Genomic DNA, 20,804 nt, shown 5'->3' on the forward strand with positions numbered 1-20,804 from the left:
TTCTAGGGTTTTGGTGCGAAAATAGCTTAATAGGAATATAGAACAGTAATTTCCTGTTAACTTTGAGATCAAACGACTAATCCGATATCTTATGAATGACTTCAACCTCATTTTGGGCAGATTTCACCCTTTGGTGAAGTTGCCCTTTTTTCATCATATGCATGGCTTCGATACCTCTCAAAATCAAGGTTGCTGTACGAAATGATTTCAATTCTAATTGCTTTCTTCACTATACATATTCGGAGGAAATAAAAATTTTATGGGGGTCAAAAAAATATTTTTTTATAAAAATAGATAAACAATTTTTTTCAAAAATAAAAAGCTGACAATTTCATCAACTTTTTCATAGATTCATATGTGAAAATACTCGCATTCGTTTTATCTCGCTATTCGCGGGCAGTAAAACCCTCACATATCAATATTCGGTTTTGGTGCAAAAATCATTTAATAGAGACATAGAGAACCTACACAATCTGTTCAATTCCAGATTATGATACAATTCCAAATAAGTGGTTCTGGTGCAAAAACTTTAAGACTTTTGCAAGTAATCTTCTAAACTTGGACATACTGATACTAGTACTCTAAAAAGGACGTGTTCAGTATGGAAAAGCAAAATTTATTCAAGTGGAAACATTATCAACCTGATATTATTTTGTTAACAGTCAGATGGTACCTACGGTACAATCTCAGTTTTCGTGATTTAGTCGAAATGATGGAAGAACGTGGCTTATCTCTTGCTCATACCACAATCATGCGTTGGGCTCATCAATATGGTCCTGAATTAGATAAGCGGGTACGACGTCATCTTAAGCCAACCAATGATTCTTGGCGCGTCGATGAGACGTATGTGAAAGTTAAAAGTCAATGGATGTACCTATATCGTGCCGTTGATTCAGAAGGAAATACGATTGATTTTCACTTAAGCAAAACTAGAGACCACAAGGGTGCAAAGCGATTCTTCAAAAAAGCTTTGCGGTCTTTTCATGTTTCAAAGCCCCGTGTGATCACAGTAGACAAGAATCCAGCCTATCCTATGGCCATTGCTGAGTTGAAGAAAGAGAAAAAGATGCCTGTAGGCATCCAAATAAGGCAGATAAAATATCTGAATAACATTGTAGAACAAGATCATCGTTTTATTAAAAAGAGAGTTCGTTCAATGTTAGGATTGAAATCTTTTCGTACAGCTAAATCTATTCTTTCAGGAATAGAAGCGATGCATATCATTAAAAAAGGCCAACTTATTTTACGGGACAAGTCTGTCCAAAATGAAGTGAAGTTTATTCATCAACTATTTGGAATGGTGGCATAAGAACAGATTCCAATAGAGATCTATATACCTTTTTCAAATAAATACAATCTTTGCACCAGAACCAAATTTCTTTTCCACACTGATCACGTCCTTTTTAAAGTACTAGTATCAGTATGTCCAAATTTCATAGATTCCTTGCACCAGAACCCATAAGAGTGTCTTTTAATAATGACATAATACCCACACAAGGTGTAGGAATCGTAATAGGATACTTTATTAATTTTTACAGTATTAGTAGCGGTATGTCCAAGTCCCAAGATTAGTTACCATTATCTTGAAATTTTTACACCGCAACCAAAAAAGGAGCTAAACTTAAAAACACAGCTCAACTCCTTAATTTTATCAATTACTTAATAATAAAAGATAAAATCCCTAAAATTATACACAATATTCCACCTAATAATTGTCCGAGTCCAGACGTCTCTCCTAAAATCAAGAAATTAAAAATGTTTTTCCTTGTTTGTGTTTTTCCTACAAATGCATCATCCGTTTTCATTCTATATATACCCCATAATACTAAGACTACTCCAAAAAGTATAAATAATAGTTTTAAAATCATAATATATTTACCTCTATTCATTATTCGTATTTTACTATATTGTTTAAATTTTTCTCGTTAATTGTACTTATATACTACTATTAGTCATCTTCTTCAAATATAAAAACTTCTTCAATTGATAAGTTAAAAACCACAGATATTCTATATGCTAGTAAAACAGATGGATTATATTGTTGTTTTTCTAACGAAATAATCGTTCGTGAAGATACAAATACTTTATCAGCTAATTCTTGTTGTGTTATTCCATGTTTTAAACGCAACTCTTTTATTCTATTTTTCATAGAAATCTCCTAATTAAAGAAAACCATTATAATATTTTTTAGCTAATATTTTAGTAATTAGGCAACATATTATTATAAGAAATAGCCCAGTATTTGTTGGAATTATAACCCATTTCGAAAGGAACATCATAAGAATAATTATAATCATTAGAATACTTATGGTGAATTGTGCAACTTTCCCTTCTATTAAATCATCCCTTTCATCATATTCCTTTGATAGCTCTTTTTCTAACTGTTTGTGATTAGATTTGTATTTAGTTTGAGAAACTAACGCGAAAATTAAAAGCATTGCTCCTGTAAATATCTTTAAATTCCCCCAATAAAAACCTTCACTAAAATTAGCTTCAGTGTGATCAAAAAATATTTCAAAAAAACCCATTGCAATTATTGCAAACGAACATAAATAAAGCTCTTTAAATCTATTTTTCAAACAAATCACTCCTAACACAGTCCCGTATGAAGTTTACTTCATGTGAAGCAAACTTCATATTACACTACCTTGAAGAGAATGTCTAGAATTAATTTGTTTTAGAATCTCGTTAATACTAAATTCAGTTTTACTAATAATAATCGTGTTTTCAGTTCCATTTATTTATCCATAGCTGTATAAATTGCTCTAGAAGTTGCGTTTAACAGTGACTGTGCGACCATGTTTTTCAGGGATTTAAATTACAAATTGATTAGAACATAGTTCCTATATTTTTCTTTTTTTGATATGGGGTAGTCACAGGGTTCTTGTTATGAACCGCAAAGTAAACTCTTTAAATAATATAAAATATCCAGTTCCATTACCAAAAACCATCGTTTTTGGGATACTAGTTTACAACAATTCATAAATGATCCAAAAGGTCTATGTATATAACTTTAGGAGATAATTTGCGTAGTTTTTAAATGATAAAGGGGGGGTGCGTAGCAAAGGAACCAAATCACGTAGTAAACAGTAGCGGACATTAGAAAGGTTAAAAAACACACTCTTTGAGACATAAACAACTATCAACTAATGTAAATATTCCCCAATATGACTCCCCTTTACAAAAGGTAACCAATAGTGTAATATTACACTATTAGTAGAAATGAACACTAACCCATGAAGGTGATGTTATTTGAATAAAGAAACTGTAATTGATTTGATTTCTAAGAATGTTCGACTGATTCGTCTTGAAAGGGGATATTCTCAAGAAAAAATGGCTACTGTTCTAGGGATTTCTAAAAAGACACTGGTTCAAGTTGAAAAAGAAAGAACATCCATTGGTTGGACGAATGCAGTCGTAGTTTGTGCTTTATTTAAGGATAGTCAAATCTTAAAACATATTTTAGGAGAAGAACCTTTTGAAGTAATTGAAACACTAGCTCACGATGGTATGAATACTCCAAAAGTAAAAACATTAGGTGGAAACATGTTTTGGAATGAGATTACGAAAAAAGGAAAGTTTCGAGTACAACAAAATGTGATTAGTCAGCATTTTCGTATTTTAGATGATAGTGAGTATCGTTGGTATAGCACGTTTGAAGAGAAAGAAGTCATGAATCGTTTTTACGAATTAACTAAGGAGTAATTAAAATGGAGAAAAACAAGAAAGTCATTATATTAAATAGCCTATTAGTAGGAACTATCATACTAAATCTTTTTATCTTTACTTCACGTATGCGCTTTTTCCCTTGGTTTATTGAAGATGCATGGGGATATTTTGGAGTATTCCTTACTGCACCAATCTTAATAGGTATTTATTTCATACTAAGACATTTTTACAAGAAACAACTAGTCACAAACACAAATAAGGTAATTCCATTATTTGTCGCAGTAACATCATTGATTATTGTATTTTGTCCGATAACTGACTTTTTAAATATTGTTGCCCTTGTAATTAATGTAGCTACGGTATTTTTAGTAGCAATTTTCCTATTCAATCAAAATGAAGGAAAAAAATAATTACGGATTTAGTATTTCGGGGTCTGTGTAGCAATGGAACTTTTTTACGCAATAAGCATTAGCGGACATTCGAATAAGAAACACGAATAGCCCAGTTGTAGTCTATTTTTCAAGAACTACTCATACTGGGCAATAACATCTAAATTCCGGATATTATGTACACTTTATTAGCTACTTTGCATACTATCGTTATTGGGGTACGTGAACATCGCCATCAAGCTAACTAAAATGAGATACCCCCAAACCGAAAAAAAATGGGAGTATCTCATTTTTATATATCTAACTCAATTTCTTTGTTCATGCAACAAAATTTGTATTTCTTACCACTGTTACATGGACAATTCTCATAAATATTTGCTGGTCTTGAGCAATCTTTGATTGCTTTTTTTAAATCCGATATATCTTCATTGAATTCTAGCCCAACTATGTAGTAAAAATTGTATGCCTCACAAATCGCAGCCACTTTCTCTGCTCTTGTTTGAGACGAAACCTTTACGATGATGGGATGTTCTTTCGAACCCAGTGGATACATGTCTGATTCCCTCTTTCCTTTTTCTTTCTAATGTATAAAATTTAAGAAAAAGTGGAGGAATATCTATGAAAAAATTTTCTAGCTCTCAAGTGTTTCGACTACTTGCAGAGGAATTACAACGTAGCTTTTCACCACAAGCATTAACCGAACTTGCCAAACAAACTCAGTTTGTTCAACGTACGAGTAAATTTCGGGCACAAGATCTATCTTCATTATGTATTGGGATGGGACAAGATACTGCGAGTCATTCTCTGGCTCGATTATGTGGCATTTTAGAATCAGAAACAGGTGTCCTTATCAGTCCGGAAGGACTGAATCTCAGGCTAAATACAAAAGCAGTGGAATTTTTACGCTCTCTATTCTCACGGTTATTACAAAAACAATTGTTATCCACGAGGCCTCTTCCTTCTTCTTTTTCAGCATACTTTCGTCGTATTCGGATTCTAGATGCTACTACATTTCAAGTCTCGGATCAACTTGCAGCGTCCTATCCTGGATCTGGAGGAAGCGGAAAGGCTTCTGGTGTGAAAATACAACTAGAATATGATTTGCTGAGTGGACAGTTTTTACATGTTGAAGTGGGACCTGGCAAACAAAATGATGTGAATTATGGAAAAAAAGTTCAACATACTGTTGATTTACAAGACCTATGCATACGAGATTTAGGTTATTTTAGTTTAATTGATTTAGATGCGATACAGAAAAAAGGGGGTTCTGGTGCAAATATATGAAGAAGAACATGGATGATAGTAGATTCCTAACGGAATCGTATTTTATGCTATAAGTCCAAACACTCGGTGGATGAACTCTTTCTGATTTTGGACAGACTGATTCTGTAAATCAATTTGTCCCTTTTTTATCATATGCATGGCTTCCACATCACTCAATATAGAAGTTGCTGTTTTATATGACTTAAATCCCAACATAGAACGCACACGTTTCTTGATAAAACGATGATCTTGTTCCACTATATTATTAAGATATCTAACTTGTCTTAGTTGTATGCCTTCGGGCATATGGCTCTCTTCTTTCAACTCTTGCATCGCTACAGGGTAGGCAGGGTTCTTATCTACTGTTATCACACGAGGTTTAGAAACATACGAAAAAGCCAAGGCTTTCTTGAAAAAGCGCTTGGCTGCTTGTTTATCTCTTGATTTACTAAGATAAAAATCAATGGTGTTCCCTTCGGAATCTACAGCACGATATAAATACATCCATTGACCTTTTACTTTGATATAGGTTTCATCAACTCTCCATGAGTCATTTGTTGATTTAAGATGATATCGTACTTTCTCTTCTAATTGAGGCCCATATTGATGAACCCAACGCATAATGGTTGTGTGAGCGATTGATACTCCTCGTTCTTCCATCATTTCCACCAGGTTACGAAAGCTTAAATTGTACCGCAGGTACCATCTTACTGTTAATAAGATTAGTTCAGGCTGATAGTGTTTCCACTTGAATAAGTTTTGCTTTTCCATACTAATCACGTCCTTTTTTAAAGTACTAGTATCAGTATGTCCAAGTTTCGAAGATTCGTTACATGAGCCTTATAGTTTTTGCACCAGAACCGCCTTTAATTATGTTTCTATTAAAAACCTTCGCTTCTCCTAACCTGTAAGGAGGTTTCAATAATCATATCCAATAGCTTGCTATAGGTGATTCCTGCCGCATGAGCGCTTTTGGGCAGTAAGCTATTTTTTGTCATCCCCGGTAATGTATTAACCTCCATGACATATGGGATTCCATCCTTTACGATCATATCAATTCTAGCATAAACACTGCATTTTAATACTCTATAGCAGGCCATTGCAGCATCGGCGACACTTGCATGTATTGCAACTGGAAGTTCTACAACCTCTTCAATCGTAGCGGCATTATTGTATTTCGCATTATAGTCAAAAAACTCAGCCGCATGTTGGATCGAGATGATTGGTAAAAGCTTTCCGTCAAAAATAGAACACGTAATTTCTTCGCCCTTTATATACTTTTCAATAACTATTTCAGAATCCCATTCGAATACATCGGCAAGCGACGATAATAAAGAATCCTTATCGTATACTATTTTTACCCCTACACTGGAACCACCCGAATTTGGTTTTACCACTAACGGATACCCCATTTTGTCTAATTCATCCAACTGAAGCTCTTCCATATTCGAAATATGAATCCAATCCGGTGTTTGAATGCCTTCATAACGAATAATTTTTTTCGAAATGTTTTTATCCATACAAATACCGCTTGATAGCATGACACTTCCGGTATATGGTACGCCGAGGGTTTCCAGTGTACCTTGAATCGTGCCGTCCTCCCCGTATTTTCCGTGAAGCGCTAACAAGGCAATATCCAGATTTCTTGCCTTTTCAACAAGCTCTTTTTTGTCATTTAGTTTAATAGGCACAACTTCGTACTTACTCTTATCCAAATGTGCAATCATTTCTTCCCCTGTCATGAGGGACACTTGTTTTTCGGAGGACACTCCTCCCATAATAACGCCAATTTTCATTTTTCAAGGTATCACCAATTATTCTAATTCCATGGATAATATCCTCTTCTTTTAACCGGGAAAATCCTAATCGAAACGTATTACTTCCGCCTCCATCCGTGTAAAAAACATCCCCAGGAGAAAAAACAACTCCCTTTTGATAGCATTTTTTCAAAAGTGTACGTGAATTAATTCCTTTTTCTAACTCTATAAAAAGATGAATTCCGCCATCCCCAGTCATTCTTTTAAAATGAATGTATTGATTGCAAGCATGAAGAGCTAGTTCATATTTTTTCTTATAAACTGACTTGGCCTTTTTTAAATATTTTTCGAAATAGCCATCCTGCAAATATTGATAAAACACTGCCTGATCCAGTGTGGATGTATGAATAGTCCGTGCCCTTTTCATACTTTCCAAGCAGCGGATTAATTCCTTATCTGCTAAAATCCAGCCAACACGTAAGCCTGGAAAAAGAATTTTTGAAAAGCTGCTGATATAGATAACATTGTTTCCAGGTCCCGCGAAAGTCAATAATGGTGCTAAATGGGAACCTGAATAACGTAATTCCTCATTAAATCCATCCTCCACGATAGGAATTTGATATTTAGAAAAAAGTTTCATAATTTCAGTCCTTTTTTCAGAGGAGGTGACAATCCCGGTAGGATTATGATAGGACGGGATTAGATATGCAAAATCAAACTCCGTTTCGGATAAGCTTTTCTCAACTTGACAAATATCGATACCATCATCCCTCATTTCTATCCCGTGGATGTCAAATCCATGTAATCGAAAAAGCTTTAATGCGGCATGATGGGTAGGGTTTTCGCAAATAATACGCCCAGATTTTTTAGCTAAGGAAGACAATAAAATATCCAGACCCTCGGTGAAGCCATTAGTGATAAGAATATCCTTATTGGAAATATCTACTCCTTTCATTTCCATATAGTGAAGAAGGTAATTAATTAGGGGTTTATAACCTTTTGCATATCCGTAGTTCAAAACGATATCTCCTTCAATGGACATCCGGGTCAAAAAAGCCCTTTTAAAATTTTCGACATCAAAAAGCTTTTCGTCTGGGGCAATGCTATTGAATGAAATCATGCCTTTTTTCCAGCGAACACCGTGCTTCATTAAGTCTAATTCATCAGCTAGCAAGGTAGCTTCATTGAGCTTTTCTTTCCAGTTTAGTTCGATGGATGGAGTTTTGGATGTTTCGACTTTCCCTACAAAATTTCCTTTTCCTTTTATTGCATAGATTAGACATTCTTGTTCTAAATCCGCGTAAGCAGTGAGAACGGTAGTTCTGCTGACCGATAATAATTTACTAAGTTCTCGGGTAGATGGAAGCTTCTGGTGCTCCAGTAGGTGTCCTTTCATAATCATTTTTTTAAAATGATCCTTTAATTGAATATAAACTGGACGATCATCCACAAGCTTAAAATCATTAAACACTTCCTTGCCCCCCTTGCTATCATTTTTACATAACTATATCTATCCCAAAAGGTCCACAACGTATGTATTTTCTTTAACCAGCGGTATGGTTTTAGGCACCATTCATACAACTTTGATATCAATAACGTGGTAAGTTTAAATTCCCTTCACTCTCTTATCCAATAATAATTAAGGTTCTGTTGCAATATGCTATAAGTCCAAACTACAAAAAAGGGTTCTGTTGCAAAGTTTTCTAAAGTAAGCTAAACTCTGTAAAAAACAAACAAGGAGCGTACCAAATGGGATATTTTAAAGGAAAACAGTTCGAGAAAGATATTATCTTGGTAGCCGTTGGCTACTATTGTCGTTTTTCTTTAAGCTATCGCGATGTGTCTGAAATTCTCAAAGAACGTGGTATTTCTATTCATCCAACAACTATCATGCGCTGGGTTCATGAATATGGAAATCTTATCTATCAAATTTGGAAGAAGAAAAACAAAAACACATTGTTATCTTGGCGTTTGGATGAAACCTATATCAAAATTAAAGGAAAGTGGTGTTATTTATATCGAGCAATTGATAAAGAGGGACAAACACTTGATATTCAACTTCGTCAAAAACGAGACAAACAAGCAGCATATGCTTTTATGAAAAGACTCGCTCGAACTTTTGGAGAACCAACGGTTCTGACGACAGATAAGGCTCCTTCTTTAGCTTCCGCATTCAAAAAATTAAAGGAGATAGGTCTTTACAAAAATACCTTTCATCGTACAATAAAGTACCTCAATAATATCATCGAGCAAGATCATCGACATGTGAAACGTCGATTTTCCCGTTCCTTAGGCTTTCAAAGTCTTCGCCATGCCTCACGTACTATTAAAGATATAGAAACTGTTCATGCCATATACAAACAAAAGCGAAGTCTTCAACCAAACTTCGTTTTTTCGACGTATAACGCATTACATGAATTATTAATAGTTTCATAAAACTGGTCTGCAATATTCCCCATCTCTTTATGTCTTCGGAAACTTTGCAACAGAACCTCCTTTTTCATACCGATCACACACCTTTTTTAGAGTAATAGTATCAGTATGTCCAAAATTTAGAGGCTACTTGCATGTATCTTGAAGTTTTTGCACCGGAACCGAAAAGAACAGAATGGAGATTATATTGCCGACCTATCACTTTTTTTACGAGACTTTAACACGGGTACAGCCGAGATATACACGTATCTCGGCTGTACCCCTACTAGTATCAGTATGTCCAAGTTTACTAGATTTCTTGCACCAAAACCATCCCTAATACAGTGAAAAAGGACACCCTCGCCAGATACTCCTAGCAAGTGTGTCCTTTTACATTTTTCTATCAATGAAACTATTATTTTACTCCTACGTCATTCCAAGCTTTTTGTACAGCTTGATATGTCGTACTGTTAACACCGTAGTAATCAGCAGTAGATTGTAATAAAGCAGCACGTGCCTTGCTGAAATCACTTGTTGGTGTAAGGTACGTTGTTAAAGCACGGTAATAGATTTTTTCTGCTTTTTCTTTACCAATAGCATTGATTGTTAAATAAGCAGCTTTATTTGGAATACCGCTATTGATATGTACGCCTCCATTGTCTCCTTCTTCTGTTGGTGGTAAATATTGATAATCATTCATATGAGTAGGTTGGTCATACTTTTCAGGATTTGATAAGCTGCGAAGTGCATCTCCTTTAACTCCAGGCGTATATACAGCTTCTCCTAAATCCCAGTTGGCTGGATCAACGAAATATCCAAATACATCAGAAAAAGATTCATTTAGTGCCCCGGATTGATTTAGGTATTCAAGCTCAGCTGACTTTTCAGTTACCGCATGTGTTAGTTCGTGTGCAACAACATCAAGAGAACCTGACAGCGGTGCGAATTCAACACCATCGCCATCACCATAAATCATTTGTTGTCCATTCCAGAATGCATTATTGTAGTTGGTTCCGAAATTGATTCCAGAACGAATCGTTGCACCTTTTCCATCAAAACTGTTACGGTTATGAACATTTTTATAATAATCATATACTTTTCCTGCATTAAAATGAGCATCAACTGCAGGAGCTTGGTTCTTATCTACCCAAGCATTATCTGTATCGAATAGATAGTAATTTTTTATATTCTCGTAATCAGAGATATGATTAACAGTAGCTGTCTCAATAAAGCCACCATTCATCGGCTTTGTTGTGTCTTTTAAATAGTATTTTCCAGATTGACTGCTATAAGTTGTATTCAGGTTTTTTCGATCACCAAATACGCCGATGCCATAGCCTTTTTGCGGAGTATCTGCATCTGTAACTGCATTATATGAATCTACAATTGTTCCATCTTCTGCGTTTACATAGATTTTCCAGTTTGCTCCATAAGGTTTAATGAATTGTAATTGTACTTTATAAGTTAAGTAATAATTCCCGTCTTTTTCATAAACAACTAAATCTGCCTTTTCATTTGTAGATTTTGCGGTTTCTTTAATTTGTTCTAGCTGAGTTCCACTTGTTTCTACAAATGTATCTTTTTTTGCTAGATTAATATGTTTCCATGCATTTGAAAGGGCAGTTTCATTTGAGATCTTTGCCTTTGTATTTTCTTTCAAACGGTCAGCAGCAGCGGGATGTACGTCTCCGTTTACTGTTGTTACTTTTCCATCACGATTTGTATGAACAATGAAACGTGCCCCATCAACTGGAACTTTATTAATAGATTGAATGTACACATAATGTTTCATTCCTAAATCATCTGACTTTACTTCTTTCAGTGTTAAGTCAGTTTGTGGGTTGATTTTAAATAATTCTTTATTTTCTTCAAGGAACGCTTTTACTGCTTTTTCTGAATCCACTTTTCCATCAGATAATTCCCCTGAAAGGAAGGATGGATTTCCTTGTTCATCATTCCACTGTTTTTGAACGACCTCCATTTTGTTCAAGGCTTCTTGCTGCGATACTTGTTCTGCTGCAAAGGCACTTGAAAATGGAGCACCTAAAACCATTCCGGTTGCTAGTAATGTAACGACGGATTTCTTCATTTCTATCTCTCCTCTTAATACTACGTATAATAAAGATGCATCTTATTAGGGAGTATACAAAAAAAACATATTCTTGTAGTCATTAATGCAAAATTGCATATATTAAATTTTGTATTATTCATATTTTAGAGAATTTTCCTATTTCTTGTTGGGGTATGGAAATGATTCTGGGTATGAGGGGCCACTCTGGGATTTAATTACAAATTAAAAAAGAACTTTATTCAAGTTCTTTTAATCGGTTCTGGGGTTCTGGTGCAAAGATAAAATAAAAGAGACTATAGCTCATATATTTCTAGCGGAATTCTATTTTATGCTGTAAGCCCAAACAATCGATGGATGAATTCTTTCTGGTTTTGGACAGACTGATCCCGTAAATCAATCTGTTCTTTTTTAATCATATGCATAGCTTCCACTCCTGCAAGAATGGATGTAGCTGTGCCAAAAGACTTGAACCCTAACATAGAATGAACACGTTTCTTAATAAAACGATGATCTTGTTCCACTATGTTATTGAGATATCTAACTTGCCTTAGCTCTATGCCTTCAGGCATATGCTTTTCTTCTTTCAACGCTCGAATTGCTACAGGATAAGCGGGGTTCTTATCTACTGTTATCACGCGAGGTTTAGAAACATACGAAAAAGCCAAGGCTTTCTTGAAAAAGCGCTTGGCTGCTTGTTTATCTCTTGATTTACTAAGAAAAAAATCAATGGTGTTCCCTTCGGAATCTACAGCACGATATAAATACATCCATTGACCTTTTACTTTGATATAGGTTTCATCAACTCTCCATGAGTCATTTGTTGATTTAAGATGATATCGTACTTTCTCTTCTAATTGAGGCCCATATTGATGAACCCAACGCATAATGGTTGTGTGAGCGATTGATACTCCTCGTTCTTCCATCATTTCCACCAGGTTACGAAAGCTTAAATTGTACCGCAGGTACCATCTTACTGTTCATAAGATGAGTTCAGGCTGATAGTGTTTCCACTTGAATAAGTTTTGCTTTTCCATACTAATCACGTCCTTTTTTAAAGTACTAGTATCAGTATGTCCAAGTTTCGAAGATTCGTTACATGAGCCTTATAGTTTTTGCACCAGAACCTATTTGAAACATGTCAATATAATTGTATATATTTTGAAACGTTTATTTTTAAAAGTAACCAAAAGTCCTTATGTATAAGGACTTTTTTACAATATTTTTTTGTTATTCCCCCTTTTCGAGGGGGTGGGCAAAAATACCCACATCTTAACATGAAAAAGCAGCATTTTTATTGCTTATAATGTCCGCTAATACTTATTGCGTGATTCGGTTCCATTACTACACAGACCCCAAAAACAGCATTTCAATTAAAGTATGATACGGTTATAAAAAAGGAGGGAACGATATGCACACTTTACAAAAAGATATGTATGAACAATTGAAAGAGAAAACAAGCGAAGTCACTATAGTTTTAAAGAGTGGTGTTCGCATAACTGGACAGATCATTGCAATGGATAGATTTACTGTCCTTATGATGGTTAATGGTAAGCAACAGCTGGTCTATAAACAAGCCATTTCTACAATTGCTACGTAATACATACTGGATTTAAGGGTTACCATATCAAAAAAAAATTGTACGTTAGTTAGAAAGGAAATGAGGAGGAAGAGGGATGAAAAAGAAGATATATGCTGTGCGAAAAGGAAGGAAAATCGGTATTTTTTATTCTTGGAAAGAATGTGAAACACATGTAAAAGGATATTCAGGTGCTCAGTACCGCTCTTTTCCTTCAAAAAAAGAAGCACAACAATATTTGTCATCCACTCTCATTCAAAATAAAAGGAACCAGGTATCTTCTTCTTCTCAAAACATAAAAGAACAACCAACGAAGCTACACTCTTCAAGTGTTTCACAGGAATCCATCGTAGAAGTCTATATTGATGGAAGTTATAACATGAAGCGGAAAATTGCAGGATATGGCTTAGTCATGATTGTTCAAAATCAGGTGTATTTAAAAGATTTCAGTGCCTATCCCTACTCAGATGTAACAGCAACTCATAATGTTGGTGCTGAGCTCATGGGTGCAAGACGTGCGGTAGAATTGGCTTTAGCGAATGGCTGGAAACATATGATTTTGTACTATGATTATACAGGAATTGAAAATTTTGCAACAAAATCCTGGAGAGCTAAAACCACTCAAACACAAGAGTATCAAGATTTTATGCAAAAATACATGCGTAACATCGAAATACAATTTGTAAAAGTAAAGGCTCATAGCGGTAATGAGTACAATGATTTAGCAGATCGTCTTGCCAAATATGCAACGAATCTATAAAAATAGTTGGGTATGGGATGAAGCCCCAAAAATGATGGTATAGGCATAAAAATGTTAAGAAGTAAAAAAGGACGGGGTGCATGAAAGTAGCTTAAAAACTATCTAATTTGAGTAAGTGAAAAAAATTTATCAATATACAAAAATCAAAATTTTATGATACAATTTTTTAAGGAAGGGGTTGTTTTTTTTGAAAATTATAAAAAATACTAAAGGAATAAAATTCCTAGCATGTTTATTAGTTAGTTTATGCACTATTAATTATTCATCTATTTCCTTCGCGGAAACACAAACAGGTAATTCAGCTGATGCAACAAAAAATGCTAGTGGCATTGATACTGGCATAGCAAATTTAAAGTATGATAGTAGAGATATTTTAGCAGTAAATGGTGATAAAGTAGAGAGTTTTGTTCCGAAAGAAAGTATAAATTCAAATGGTAAATTTGTAGTAGTTGAACGTGAGAAAAAATCACTTACAACTTCACCAGTCGATATTTCGATTATTGATTCTGTGGCTAATCGTACTTATCCAGGAGCAGTACAACTTGCAAATAAAGCTTTTGCAGATAATCAACCTAGTTTATTAGTGGCTAAGAGAAAACCTTTGAATATTAGTATAGACTTACCTGGCATGAGAAAAGAAAATACAATAACTGTCCAAAATCCAACATATAGTAATGTGTCTGGAGCAGTAGATGATTTAGTATCTACTTGGAATGAAAAGTATTCAACAACACATACGTTACCTGCAAGAATGCAGTATACAGAATCTATGGTTTATAGTAAATCTCAAATAGCAAGTGCTCTTAATGTTAACGCTAAATATCTTGATAATGGGCTGAACATTGACTTTAATGCGATTGCAAATGGAGAGAAAAAAGTGATGGTTGCGGCATATAAGCAAATATTTTATACCGTAAGTGCAGAACTACCTAACAATCCATCAGATCTTTTTGATAATAGTGTTACTTTTGGTGAGTTAACTCGTAAAGGGGTAAGTAATGCGGCTCCGCCTGTTATGGTGTCAAATGTAGCTTATGGCAGAACAATTTATGTGAAATTAGAAACAACATCTAAGAGCAAAGATGTACAAGCTGCCTTTAAAGCCTTAATTAAGAATAACAGCGTCGAAACGAGTGGACAGTACAAAGATATTTTTGAAGACAGTACTTTTACCGCTGTAGTATTAGGCGGAGATGCAAAAGAGCATAACAAGGTTGTTACAAAAGATTTTAATGAAATACGAAATATCATTAAAGATAATGCAGAATTAAGTCCTAAAAATCCAGCATACCCAATTTCATATACAAGCACTTTCTTAAAAGATAACGCAACTGCTGCTGTTCATAACAATACAGATTATATTGAGACTACAACTACAGAATATTCCAGTGCTAAAATGACGCTTGATCATACTGGTGCATATGTTGCTCAATTTGATGTATCTTGGGATGAATTCTCATATGATCAAAATGGAAAAGAAGTACTAACCCATAAAACTTGGGAAGGAAACGGCCAAGACAAAACGGCTCATTACTCTACAGTTATACCTCTTCCACCGAATTCAAAAAATGTAAAAGTCGTAGCGAGAGAATGTACAGGTCTTGCATGGGAATGGTGGAGAACAATTATTAATGAACAAAATGTTCCATTAACAAATGAAATAAAAGTTTCAATTGGAGGAACGACATTATACCCAAGTGCTAATATTAGTCATTAGGTAAAAGTGAAGCGCCCTGTTTACAGGGCGCTTTTTTACTTGGCCACAAGTATATGGGGTATGGAAACGATTTAGGGAATGAGGTGCCACTCTTTACTTACAGAATGATTTGAGGAATGCTCTGACATATCTAAATCTTACCCATTTAAATTTATAAAAGAAGAGTCCATTTTGGATTCTTCTTTTTTGTTTTATCTTTTTATCAGAACTACATTAAATAAAGAGCTATCTACTAATAAACTTATTCATAACGAAGGGCTTCAATCGGATCTAATTTTGCTGCTTTGTTCGCTGGAATCAACCCGAAAATAATACCAAGTGTCATAGAGAATAACACACCGCCAACGACTACTTGCCATGAAACAAGTGGTGGCCATTTTGCAAATGTTGACACAATATATGCACCTCCATAACCAATTCCAATTCCAATTAGTCCTCCAAGAAGCGTTAACATAACAGCTTCAATTAAGAACTGTAGTAAGATTTTACTACGCGTTGCTCCAAGTGCTTTACGTACCCCAATCTCACGAGTACGCTCTGTTACAGATACAAGCATAATATTCATAACACCGATACCACCAACGACTAGTGAGATACCAGCAATACCACCGATAATCATCGTCATGATATTTGTCATTTTAGAAATACCCTCTTGAATTTCTTTTAAGTTTAGTACCTCATATTTACCTGTAAACTCACTTGGCTTACGACTATTTAATACATCAGCTGCTTTCGTTCCAGAGGCATCTAAATTATCGACTTTTTTCGCTTGAACAGAAATACTTTGAATTTCATCTGTTCCATACAACGTTGGCCATAACGTTAATGAAATTAACGCCTCGGAATCTCCCATTCCCATAAATCCACCTGTAGCTTCATATACACCAATGATTTGCATTGGTTGGCCTTTCATTTCGATGATTTTTCCAATGGGATTCTCTTTTTCAAATATCTTTTTTTCTAAACCATTGCTAATCATGACAACATTATTTCCTTGTTCAATATCTGTATCATTTAAAGAACGACCTTTTTTCACCTTAACTTTATTTACAGCAAAGTATTCACCGTCTAGCCCTTTTATATTTACCATCTCTTTTTTATCATTAACATCAAGTGTTTCCATATTTGAATTTGTCTTAATTACATGTGCAATCTCTGGAATCTTCTTAATTTCAAAAATATCTTCTTCCGTCAATTTTGGTTGTCCCAATGATTCCATACCGGATGGATCATTCATGTCAGCACTATAGTGAATAGAAATCACACTATTTCCAGAACCAACAAATTGTGATTTTAATGCGGCTTCCCCGCCCTGCCCAATCGCAACAACAATAATAATGGAACCGACGCCGATAATAATCCCGAGCATCGTAAGTGCTGAGCGCAGTTTATGAGCTAGAATAGAAGATAGGGCAATTTTTATACTATCTAGTAAACTCATACCGCACACCTTCTATCTTCTGTAATTTTCCCATCTCGTAGTACAATTCGGCGTGAAGAATACGCAGCAACTTCCTCTTCATGCGTAACCATAACAATTGTTGTACCTTCCGCATTTAACTTTGTAAAAATATCCATAACCTGTTCACCAGATTTCGTATCAAGTGCACCGGTTGGCTCATCAGCCATAATAAACGTCGGATCGTTTGCGATAGAACGAGCAATGGCTACACGCTGCTTTTGCCCACCTGATAGCTCACTTGGTAAATGACGTACTCGGTCTGACAATCCGACTTTCCCAAGTGCCTCAAGAGCCCGCTGGCGGCGCTCTGCTTTCTTTACGCCGCTGTATATAAGCGGAAGTTCGACATTTTCTACTGCTGAAAGACGTGGTAGTAAGTTAAAATGTTGAAACACAAAGCCAATATATTCATTACGAATGAGGGCAAGTTTCTTCTCATCTGCTGTTAAGATATTTACATCATTCAACATATATTCGCCTTCTGTTGGACGATCTAAACAACCGATAATATTCATAAGCGTCGATTTCCCTGAACCAGATGGTCCCATAATAGAAACAAACTCACCGCTTTGAATTGTTAAACTAATACCATGTAAAATCGGTACCGCCAGCTTCCCTTGATAATACGTCTTGTGAATATTATTTAACGTAATCATTTTTCTTTCACTTCCATTCCGTCATACACGTTGTCGGAAGGATTTTTAACCACCTTTTGTCCTACTGTTACGCCTTCAGCTTCTGTCCAATCGCCGTCAGTGGAACCTTTTTTCACATTTTGTTTACGAAGCTTGCCTTTCTCTTCCACATAAACAAATGCATCGCCATCTTTTTCTACAATGCTCTTACTAGGAACAGCAATCATATTCTTGTTTTCTAAATTGACTTGTAAGGATACATGATAGCCTGGAGACAATCCTTCTTGTCCATCTAAACTAGCTTTATATGTATACTGAGACATATTTTGTGTTGCTTCACCGCCTGCGCCAGCTGCTGCCATTTCTGCACTCGTTGGGAACTCACTTACTTCTATGATCTTCCCTGTCCACTTCTTCTTACTATTCGCTTTTGTAGTTACAGTGAATGTTTGATCTTTTTGAATTTTTGATTTTTGAATTTCTGTTAATGTCCCTTGAATTTGGAATGGATCTTTAGAAGCAATTTGTAAGAATGCTTTTCCTTGTCCGCCCATTGCTTGCGCTGAGCTTTGTGCTGCATCTTTATCTAGCTTTTGTACAACACCCGAAAAATTACTATAAATAGTAAGTTCATTTTGTTTTTTCTTTAACTGCTCTGTTTGCAATTGACCTTTTTCTTTCTCTAGGTCAGTTGTTTTTTGCTGTACTTCTAATTGACTTACTTGCTCTTCTAACGGATCTGTTACTTCTTTCCCAGCACCGCTATCTTTCGCCTTCTTAATCTCTTTCTTTATGGAATCTATTTTCTTTTGCCCTTGATCATAACGCATAGTAGCCATTTTTTGATCAAGCTCAGCTTGCTTCATCTGTAAATTAATTTCTTCATTATCATAAGAGAATAATTTCGTTCCTTTCTCTACTTCTTGCCCTTCTTTCACTTCAATATTCTTTACTTTTCCTTTTGTCGGATCTGCATAAAAGCTTTCAATATTCCCAGGTTTCACCTGCCCTGAAATCAATTTTGTATTATTAAGTTTACGCTCTGTTACTTTTTCGAAGCTAACAGCATCTGCCTTTGCCTCACCCTTCTTCTTACCTTGCATGACAAAAATATTGATGGCTGCAACGATAACAATTAATGTAATAACCCCACTGATAATCCATTTCTTCTTTTTGTTAAGTTTACGTGTTGTATTTGGTAACATAGTGTATCTCCTTTCATGATTATATACTTTTTAAGTATATTATAATTTTTAAACATAACATGAATAACATATGTAATATTATGCAATATTGCATATAAAAATGTATTGATATATATGTAAGCGCTTACTATAATAAGGGTATAAAGATTTACAACATACTATACAAAATAAGAGGAGGAAATACTATGGCAATCGCAATGGCAGTTTTAAAATTTTTAGGTGGAATCATCCCGTTCGTAGCAGAACTTTTAAAAGCAGTAATGTAAGTTCATTATCTTACTATACAAAATAGGAGGAGGAAATACTATGGCAATCGCAATGGCAGTTTTATCATTCTTAGGTGCAATAATCCCATTAGTAGGAGAGCTTTTAAAAGCAGTAATGTAAGTTCATTATTCCGCAATTGCAATTATATGTAAAAAAACATCATACAAATGATCTGTATATCAAGAATGAATTGATGTGCAGATCATTTGTGTGAGCAAACTTTAAACCAGAAAAAGAATCCCAGAAATGAAGTGCACCCCAATTGTTAGACACAGTCTAACAATTGGAGGTGCTTTTCTTATGGCCAAATTTACAGTTGAAGAGAAAATAGAAGCTGTAAAACGTTATTTGAATGGTAAAGAAAGTCAAAAAACCATCGCAGATTCTATCAAGGTGGCTCACCCTATTTTTCGAACATGGATTCAACAGTATCAATTTCATGGAGAAAAAGCTTTTGAAAAAAGCCATACATCATATACTTTGCAACAGAACCAATTATAGTATTTACTCTCAGGATGACCCTTGAACCCAATAGTCGTTTCCGTTTTACTTTATCCCGCTATTTGCGGTCAGTAAGACTTCCACATCAAGATTCAGAGAGAAACAAAGAAGATAGGTGGGGGATGAAGCCCCCCACTGTTAGAAGTTTCACTTTATAACATACATAACTTTTTCCATGTATAAGTTTATTTTGTTATTTGTTATTCACGTACGTATCAAACCATAAATGAATATATCCAGCTGTAATACGCTGTGCTTCCATTAAACGTTTTCCTGTTACCGGTGTTACTTCAGCACGCCATTTGTCAGCAGAGTCTTGTGATACCGCTGCTTTTAAGAACCAATTCTTCGTATTGTCATTAACAATTGATGGAAAATCAGCTTTTGCTGCAGCTGCTGATGCATGAACCCACTCTTCTGGATTTGCACTTTGCCAATTCCAATAGCCATTTCCATCCGTTACTTTATAATTGTCTTTCACTGTATCAACGAAGTTTTCATATTTTGAGTGGAAGCCAAATGGATGCGAAACGTTAGTAAAGTTTGCTGCATGCATAGGCTGGTTAACATCCCCTAAATAATGAAGTGATAATCCTAAATAAAAGAATGCATTTTTCAAATCTTTATTTTGATAAGCTTCACCAGCTAGTTTAAAATATTTCGCTCCTGTTTGCTTTGCTTGTTTAGCAAATGGAATATACGTTTTTCCTGAATCAGGATCATAGAAGTGTGAAGCGAATGTGGAATTATCATAGTATGGGTTTTGATAATCCGCAGAGTAAATGCCTTTCTCTAGATCCGTACGCCATTCATTTAATAGAGCTGTCTCATTTTGCTTCACAACAGTCGTATTTTGGGACATAATATCAATGGCTTTGTTTACAATCCATAAATGAGAACTTACTCCTTCATTATGTATAGATTCTGCTGACCACTTTAGAGCAATTGGTGGATCTTGATGGGCATTTTCATGTGCAAACGCCACACTTTGAATAGGAGCTGTTAAAGCAATTACAGAAGCTATAGCAAACATTTTTCTTTTCATAAATATTCCTCCATTTGATGTATAATTTAACTTTCCTTCATAGAGTTTTCTCTTACCTTACCGGAAGACACATTA

19 protein-coding genes and 4 pseudogenes are annotated in these 20,804 nt (G+C 35.1%); 9 read left to right on the plus strand and 14 right to left on the minus strand.

What is annotated here, in order from left to right:
- Nucleotides 1-76: 76 nt before the first annotated feature.
- Nucleotides 77-226: pseudogene (locus tag QUF99_RS01150) on the minus strand (IS6 family transposase); the annotation flags it as partial.
- Nucleotides 227-601: 375 nt separating this feature from the next.
- On the opposite strand from QUF99_RS01150, the gene QUF99_RS01155 reads away from it, so the two are divergent.
- On the plus strand, nt 602-1,309 hold the full coding sequence (locus QUF99_RS01155) for an IS6 family transposase (RefSeq protein ID WP_289368193.1): 708 nt from the start codon (nt 602-604) through the stop codon (nt 1,307-1,309).
- A 346-nt stretch (nt 1,310-1,655) separates the two neighbouring features.
- Here the strand turns inward: QUF99_RS01155 and QUF99_RS01160 are convergent, their stop codons facing one another.
- The 3 genes from QUF99_RS01160 to QUF99_RS01170 all read right to left on the minus strand — a co-directional run bounded on the left by QUF99_RS01160 (nt 1,656) and on the right by QUF99_RS01170 (nt 2,579).
- A complete protein-coding gene (locus QUF99_RS01160; RefSeq protein WP_289368195.1) occupies nt 1,656-1,868 on the minus strand; it encodes a hypothetical protein in 213 nt (70 codons plus the stop codon).
- A gap of 80 nt (nt 1,869-1,948) precedes the next feature.
- Nucleotides 1,949-2,149 (minus strand): helix-turn-helix transcriptional regulator, encoded by a 201-nt coding sequence (locus QUF99_RS01165; protein WP_286123780.1) that lies wholly within the window; start codon nt 2,147-2,149, stop codon nt 1,949-1,951.
- Between the two features lie 13 nt (nt 2,150-2,162).
- Entirely contained in the window at nt 2,163-2,579 is a 417-nt protein-coding gene (locus QUF99_RS01170) for a DUF2178 domain-containing protein (protein WP_289368200.1), read from the minus strand.
- A gap of 673 nt (nt 2,580-3,252) precedes the next feature.
- Here QUF99_RS01170 and QUF99_RS01175 point away from each other — a divergent pair.
- Nucleotides 3,253-3,705, plus strand: a complete 453-nt coding sequence (locus tag QUF99_RS01175; RefSeq protein ID WP_289368202.1) for a helix-turn-helix transcriptional regulator — start codon at nt 3,253-3,255, stop codon at nt 3,703-3,705.
- A 5-nt stretch (nt 3,706-3,710) separates the two neighbouring features.
- Nucleotides 3,711-4,079: a hypothetical protein gene (locus QUF99_RS01180; RefSeq protein ID WP_289368204.1), complete on the plus strand. Its 369-nt coding sequence runs from the start codon at nt 3,711-3,713 to the stop codon at nt 4,077-4,079.
- A gap of 271 nt (nt 4,080-4,350) precedes the next feature.
- Here QUF99_RS01180 and QUF99_RS01185 read toward each other — a convergent pair whose 3' ends face one another.
- On the minus strand, nt 4,351-4,611 hold the full coding sequence (locus QUF99_RS01185) for an SEC-C metal-binding domain-containing protein (protein ID WP_000283313.1): 261 nt from the start codon (nt 4,609-4,611) through the stop codon (nt 4,351-4,353).
- A 65-nt stretch (nt 4,612-4,676) separates the two neighbouring features.
- On the opposite strand from QUF99_RS01185, the pseudogene QUF99_RS01190 reads away from it, so the two are divergent.
- Nucleotides 4,677-5,318 (plus strand): annotated as a pseudogene (locus QUF99_RS01190) (IS4 family transposase); the annotation flags it as partial.
- A gap of 66 nt (nt 5,319-5,384) precedes the next feature.
- Here QUF99_RS01190 and QUF99_RS01195 read toward each other — a convergent pair.
- From QUF99_RS01195 to pdxR, 3 genes and pseudogenes are all read right to left on the minus strand, one after another.
- Entirely contained in the window at nt 5,385-6,092 is a 708-nt protein-coding gene (locus tag QUF99_RS01195; RefSeq protein ID WP_289368209.1) for an IS6 family transposase, read from the minus strand.
- A gap of 110 nt (nt 6,093-6,202) precedes the next feature.
- Nucleotides 6,203-7,117: a D-alanine--D-alanine ligase gene (locus QUF99_RS01200; protein ID WP_289368211.1), complete on the minus strand. Its 915-nt coding sequence runs from the start codon at nt 7,115-7,117 to the stop codon at nt 6,203-6,205.
- Nucleotides 7,107-8,549 (minus strand): annotated as a pseudogene (gene pdxR / locus QUF99_RS01205) (MocR-like pyridoxine biosynthesis transcription factor PdxR); the annotation flags it as partial. The gene QUF99_RS01200 and the pseudogene pdxR, both read right to left, overlap by 11 nt.
- 278 nt (nt 8,550-8,827) lie before the next feature.
- On the opposite strand from pdxR, the gene QUF99_RS01210 reads away from it, so the two are divergent.
- Nucleotides 8,828-9,514 carry an IS6 family transposase gene (locus QUF99_RS01210; protein WP_289368213.1) on the plus strand — a complete coding sequence of 229 codons (687 nt, stop codon included), beginning with the start codon at nt 8,828-8,830 and terminating at the stop codon, nt 9,512-9,514.
- 391 nt (nt 9,515-9,905) lie between these two features.
- Here QUF99_RS01210 and QUF99_RS01215 read toward each other — a convergent pair whose 3' ends face one another.
- Nucleotides 9,906-11,579: a M4 family metallopeptidase gene (locus tag QUF99_RS01215; protein ID WP_289368215.1), complete on the minus strand. Its 1,674-nt coding sequence runs from the start codon at nt 11,577-11,579 to the stop codon at nt 9,906-9,908.
- 308 nt (nt 11,580-11,887) lie between these two features.
- Nucleotides 11,888-12,595, minus strand: a pseudogene (locus tag QUF99_RS01220) (IS6 family transposase).
- 374 nt (nt 12,596-12,969) lie between these two features.
- Between QUF99_RS01220 and hfq the strand changes: the two are divergent.
- The 3 genes from hfq to QUF99_RS01235 all read left to right on the plus strand — a co-directional run bounded on the left by hfq (nt 12,970) and on the right by QUF99_RS01235 (nt 15,614).
- A complete protein-coding gene (gene hfq, locus QUF99_RS01225) occupies nt 12,970-13,158 on the plus strand; it encodes an RNA chaperone Hfq (protein ID WP_289368216.1) in 189 nt (62 codons plus the stop codon).
- A 76-nt stretch (nt 13,159-13,234) separates the two neighbouring features.
- Nucleotides 13,235-13,897 carry a ribonuclease H1 domain-containing protein gene (locus QUF99_RS01230; RefSeq protein WP_289368217.1) on the plus strand — a complete coding sequence of 221 codons (663 nt, stop codon included), beginning with the start codon at nt 13,235-13,237 and terminating at the stop codon, nt 13,895-13,897.
- Between the two features lie 178 nt (nt 13,898-14,075).
- Nucleotides 14,076-15,614: a thiol-activated cytolysin family protein gene (locus QUF99_RS01235; protein ID WP_289368218.1), complete on the plus strand. Its 1,539-nt coding sequence runs from the start codon at nt 14,076-14,078 to the stop codon at nt 15,612-15,614.
- Between the two features lie 241 nt (nt 15,615-15,855).
- On the opposite strand, the gene QUF99_RS01240 is transcribed toward QUF99_RS01235, so the two are convergent.
- Genes QUF99_RS01240 through QUF99_RS01250 form a run of 3 tightly spaced genes read right to left on the minus strand, consistent with a single transcriptional unit; the run spans nt 15,856 to nt 18,916 of the window.
- Nucleotides 15,856-17,055 carry an ABC transporter permease gene (locus tag QUF99_RS01240; protein WP_289368219.1) on the minus strand — a complete coding sequence of 400 codons (1,200 nt, stop codon included), beginning with the start codon at nt 17,053-17,055 and terminating at the stop codon, nt 15,856-15,858.
- Entirely contained in the window at nt 17,052-17,732 is a 681-nt protein-coding gene (locus tag QUF99_RS01245) for an ABC transporter ATP-binding protein (RefSeq protein ID WP_289368220.1), read from the minus strand. Before QUF99_RS01245 ends, QUF99_RS01240 begins: the two co-directional genes overlap by 4 nt.
- The gene (locus QUF99_RS01250; RefSeq protein WP_289368221.1) at nt 17,729-18,916 is read right to left on the minus strand and encodes an efflux RND transporter periplasmic adaptor subunit; all 1,188 of its coding nucleotides are present in this window, start codon (nt 18,914-18,916) and stop codon (nt 17,729-17,731) included. Before QUF99_RS01250 ends, QUF99_RS01245 begins: the two co-directional genes overlap by 4 nt.
- A 567-nt stretch (nt 18,917-19,483) precedes the next feature.
- Here QUF99_RS01250 and QUF99_RS01255 point away from each other — a divergent pair.
- On the plus strand, nt 19,484-19,684 hold the full coding sequence (locus QUF99_RS01255; protein ID WP_483298582.1) for a transposase: 201 nt from the start codon (nt 19,484-19,486) through the stop codon (nt 19,682-19,684).
- Nucleotides 19,685-19,877: 193 nt separating this feature from the next.
- On the opposite strand, the gene QUF99_RS01260 is transcribed toward QUF99_RS01255, so the two are convergent.
- On the minus strand, nt 19,878-20,729 hold the full coding sequence (locus QUF99_RS01260; RefSeq protein WP_289368223.1) for a phospholipase C: 852 nt from the start codon (nt 20,727-20,729) through the stop codon (nt 19,878-19,880).
- Nucleotides 20,730-20,804 lie beyond the last annotated feature (75 nt).

The organism is Bacillus sp. DX4.1, from assembly GCF_030348195.1.
Classification (GTDB): Bacteria; Bacillota; Bacilli; order Bacillales; family Bacillaceae_G; genus Bacillus_A.

Excerpts from the sequence above, each read along its gene's own strand:
- QUF99_RS01160 (WP_289368195.1), bottom strand. The coding sequence starts at position 1,868 with ATGATTTTAAAACTATTATTTATACTTTTTGGAGTAGTCTTAGTATTA.
- QUF99_RS01255 (WP_483298582.1), top strand. The coding sequence starts at position 19,484 with ATGGCCAAATTTACAGTTGAAGAGAAAATAGAAGCTGTAAAACGTTAT.
- QUF99_RS01230 (WP_289368217.1), top strand. The coding sequence starts at position 13,235 with ATGAAAAAGAAGATATATGCTGTGCGAAAAGGAAGGAAAATCGGTATT.
- QUF99_RS01215 (WP_289368215.1), bottom strand. The coding sequence starts at position 11,579 with ATGAAGAAATCCGTCGTTACATTACTAGCAACCGGAATGGTTTTAGGT.
- QUF99_RS01195 (WP_289368209.1), bottom strand. The coding sequence starts at position 6,092 with ATGGAAAAGCAAAACTTATTCAAGTGGAAACACTATCAGCCTGAACTA.
- hfq (WP_289368216.1), top strand. The coding sequence starts at position 12,970 with ATGCACACTTTACAAAAAGATATGTATGAACAATTGAAAGAGAAAACA.
- QUF99_RS01210 (WP_289368213.1), top strand. The coding sequence starts at position 8,828 with ATGGGATATTTTAAAGGAAAACAGTTCGAGAAAGATATTATCTTGGTA.
- QUF99_RS01245 (WP_289368220.1), bottom strand. The coding sequence starts at position 17,732 with ATGATTACGTTAAATAATATTCACAAGACGTATTATCAAGGGAAGCTG.
- QUF99_RS01165 (WP_286123780.1), bottom strand. The coding sequence starts at position 2,149 with ATGAAAAATAGAATAAAAGAGTTGCGTTTAAAACATGGAATAACACAA.
- QUF99_RS01185 (WP_000283313.1), bottom strand. The coding sequence starts at position 4,611 with ATGTATCCACTGGGTTCGAAAGAACATCCCATCATCGTAAAGGTTTCG.
- QUF99_RS01155 (WP_289368193.1), top strand. The coding sequence starts at position 602 with ATGGAAAAGCAAAATTTATTCAAGTGGAAACATTATCAACCTGATATT.
- QUF99_RS01180 (WP_289368204.1), top strand. The coding sequence starts at position 3,711 with ATGGAGAAAAACAAGAAAGTCATTATATTAAATAGCCTATTAGTAGGA.
- QUF99_RS01250 (WP_289368221.1), bottom strand. The coding sequence starts at position 18,916 with ATGTTACCAAATACAACACGTAAACTTAACAAAAAGAAGAAATGGATT.
- QUF99_RS01260 (WP_289368223.1), bottom strand. The coding sequence starts at position 20,729 with ATGAAAAGAAAAATGTTTGCTATAGCTTCTGTAATTGCTTTAACAGCT.
- QUF99_RS01200 (WP_289368211.1), bottom strand. The coding sequence starts at position 7,117 with ATGAAAATTGGCGTTATTATGGGAGGAGTGTCCTCCGAAAAACAAGTG.
- QUF99_RS01240 (WP_289368219.1), bottom strand. The coding sequence starts at position 17,055 with ATGAGTTTACTAGATAGTATAAAAATTGCCCTATCTTCTATTCTAGCT.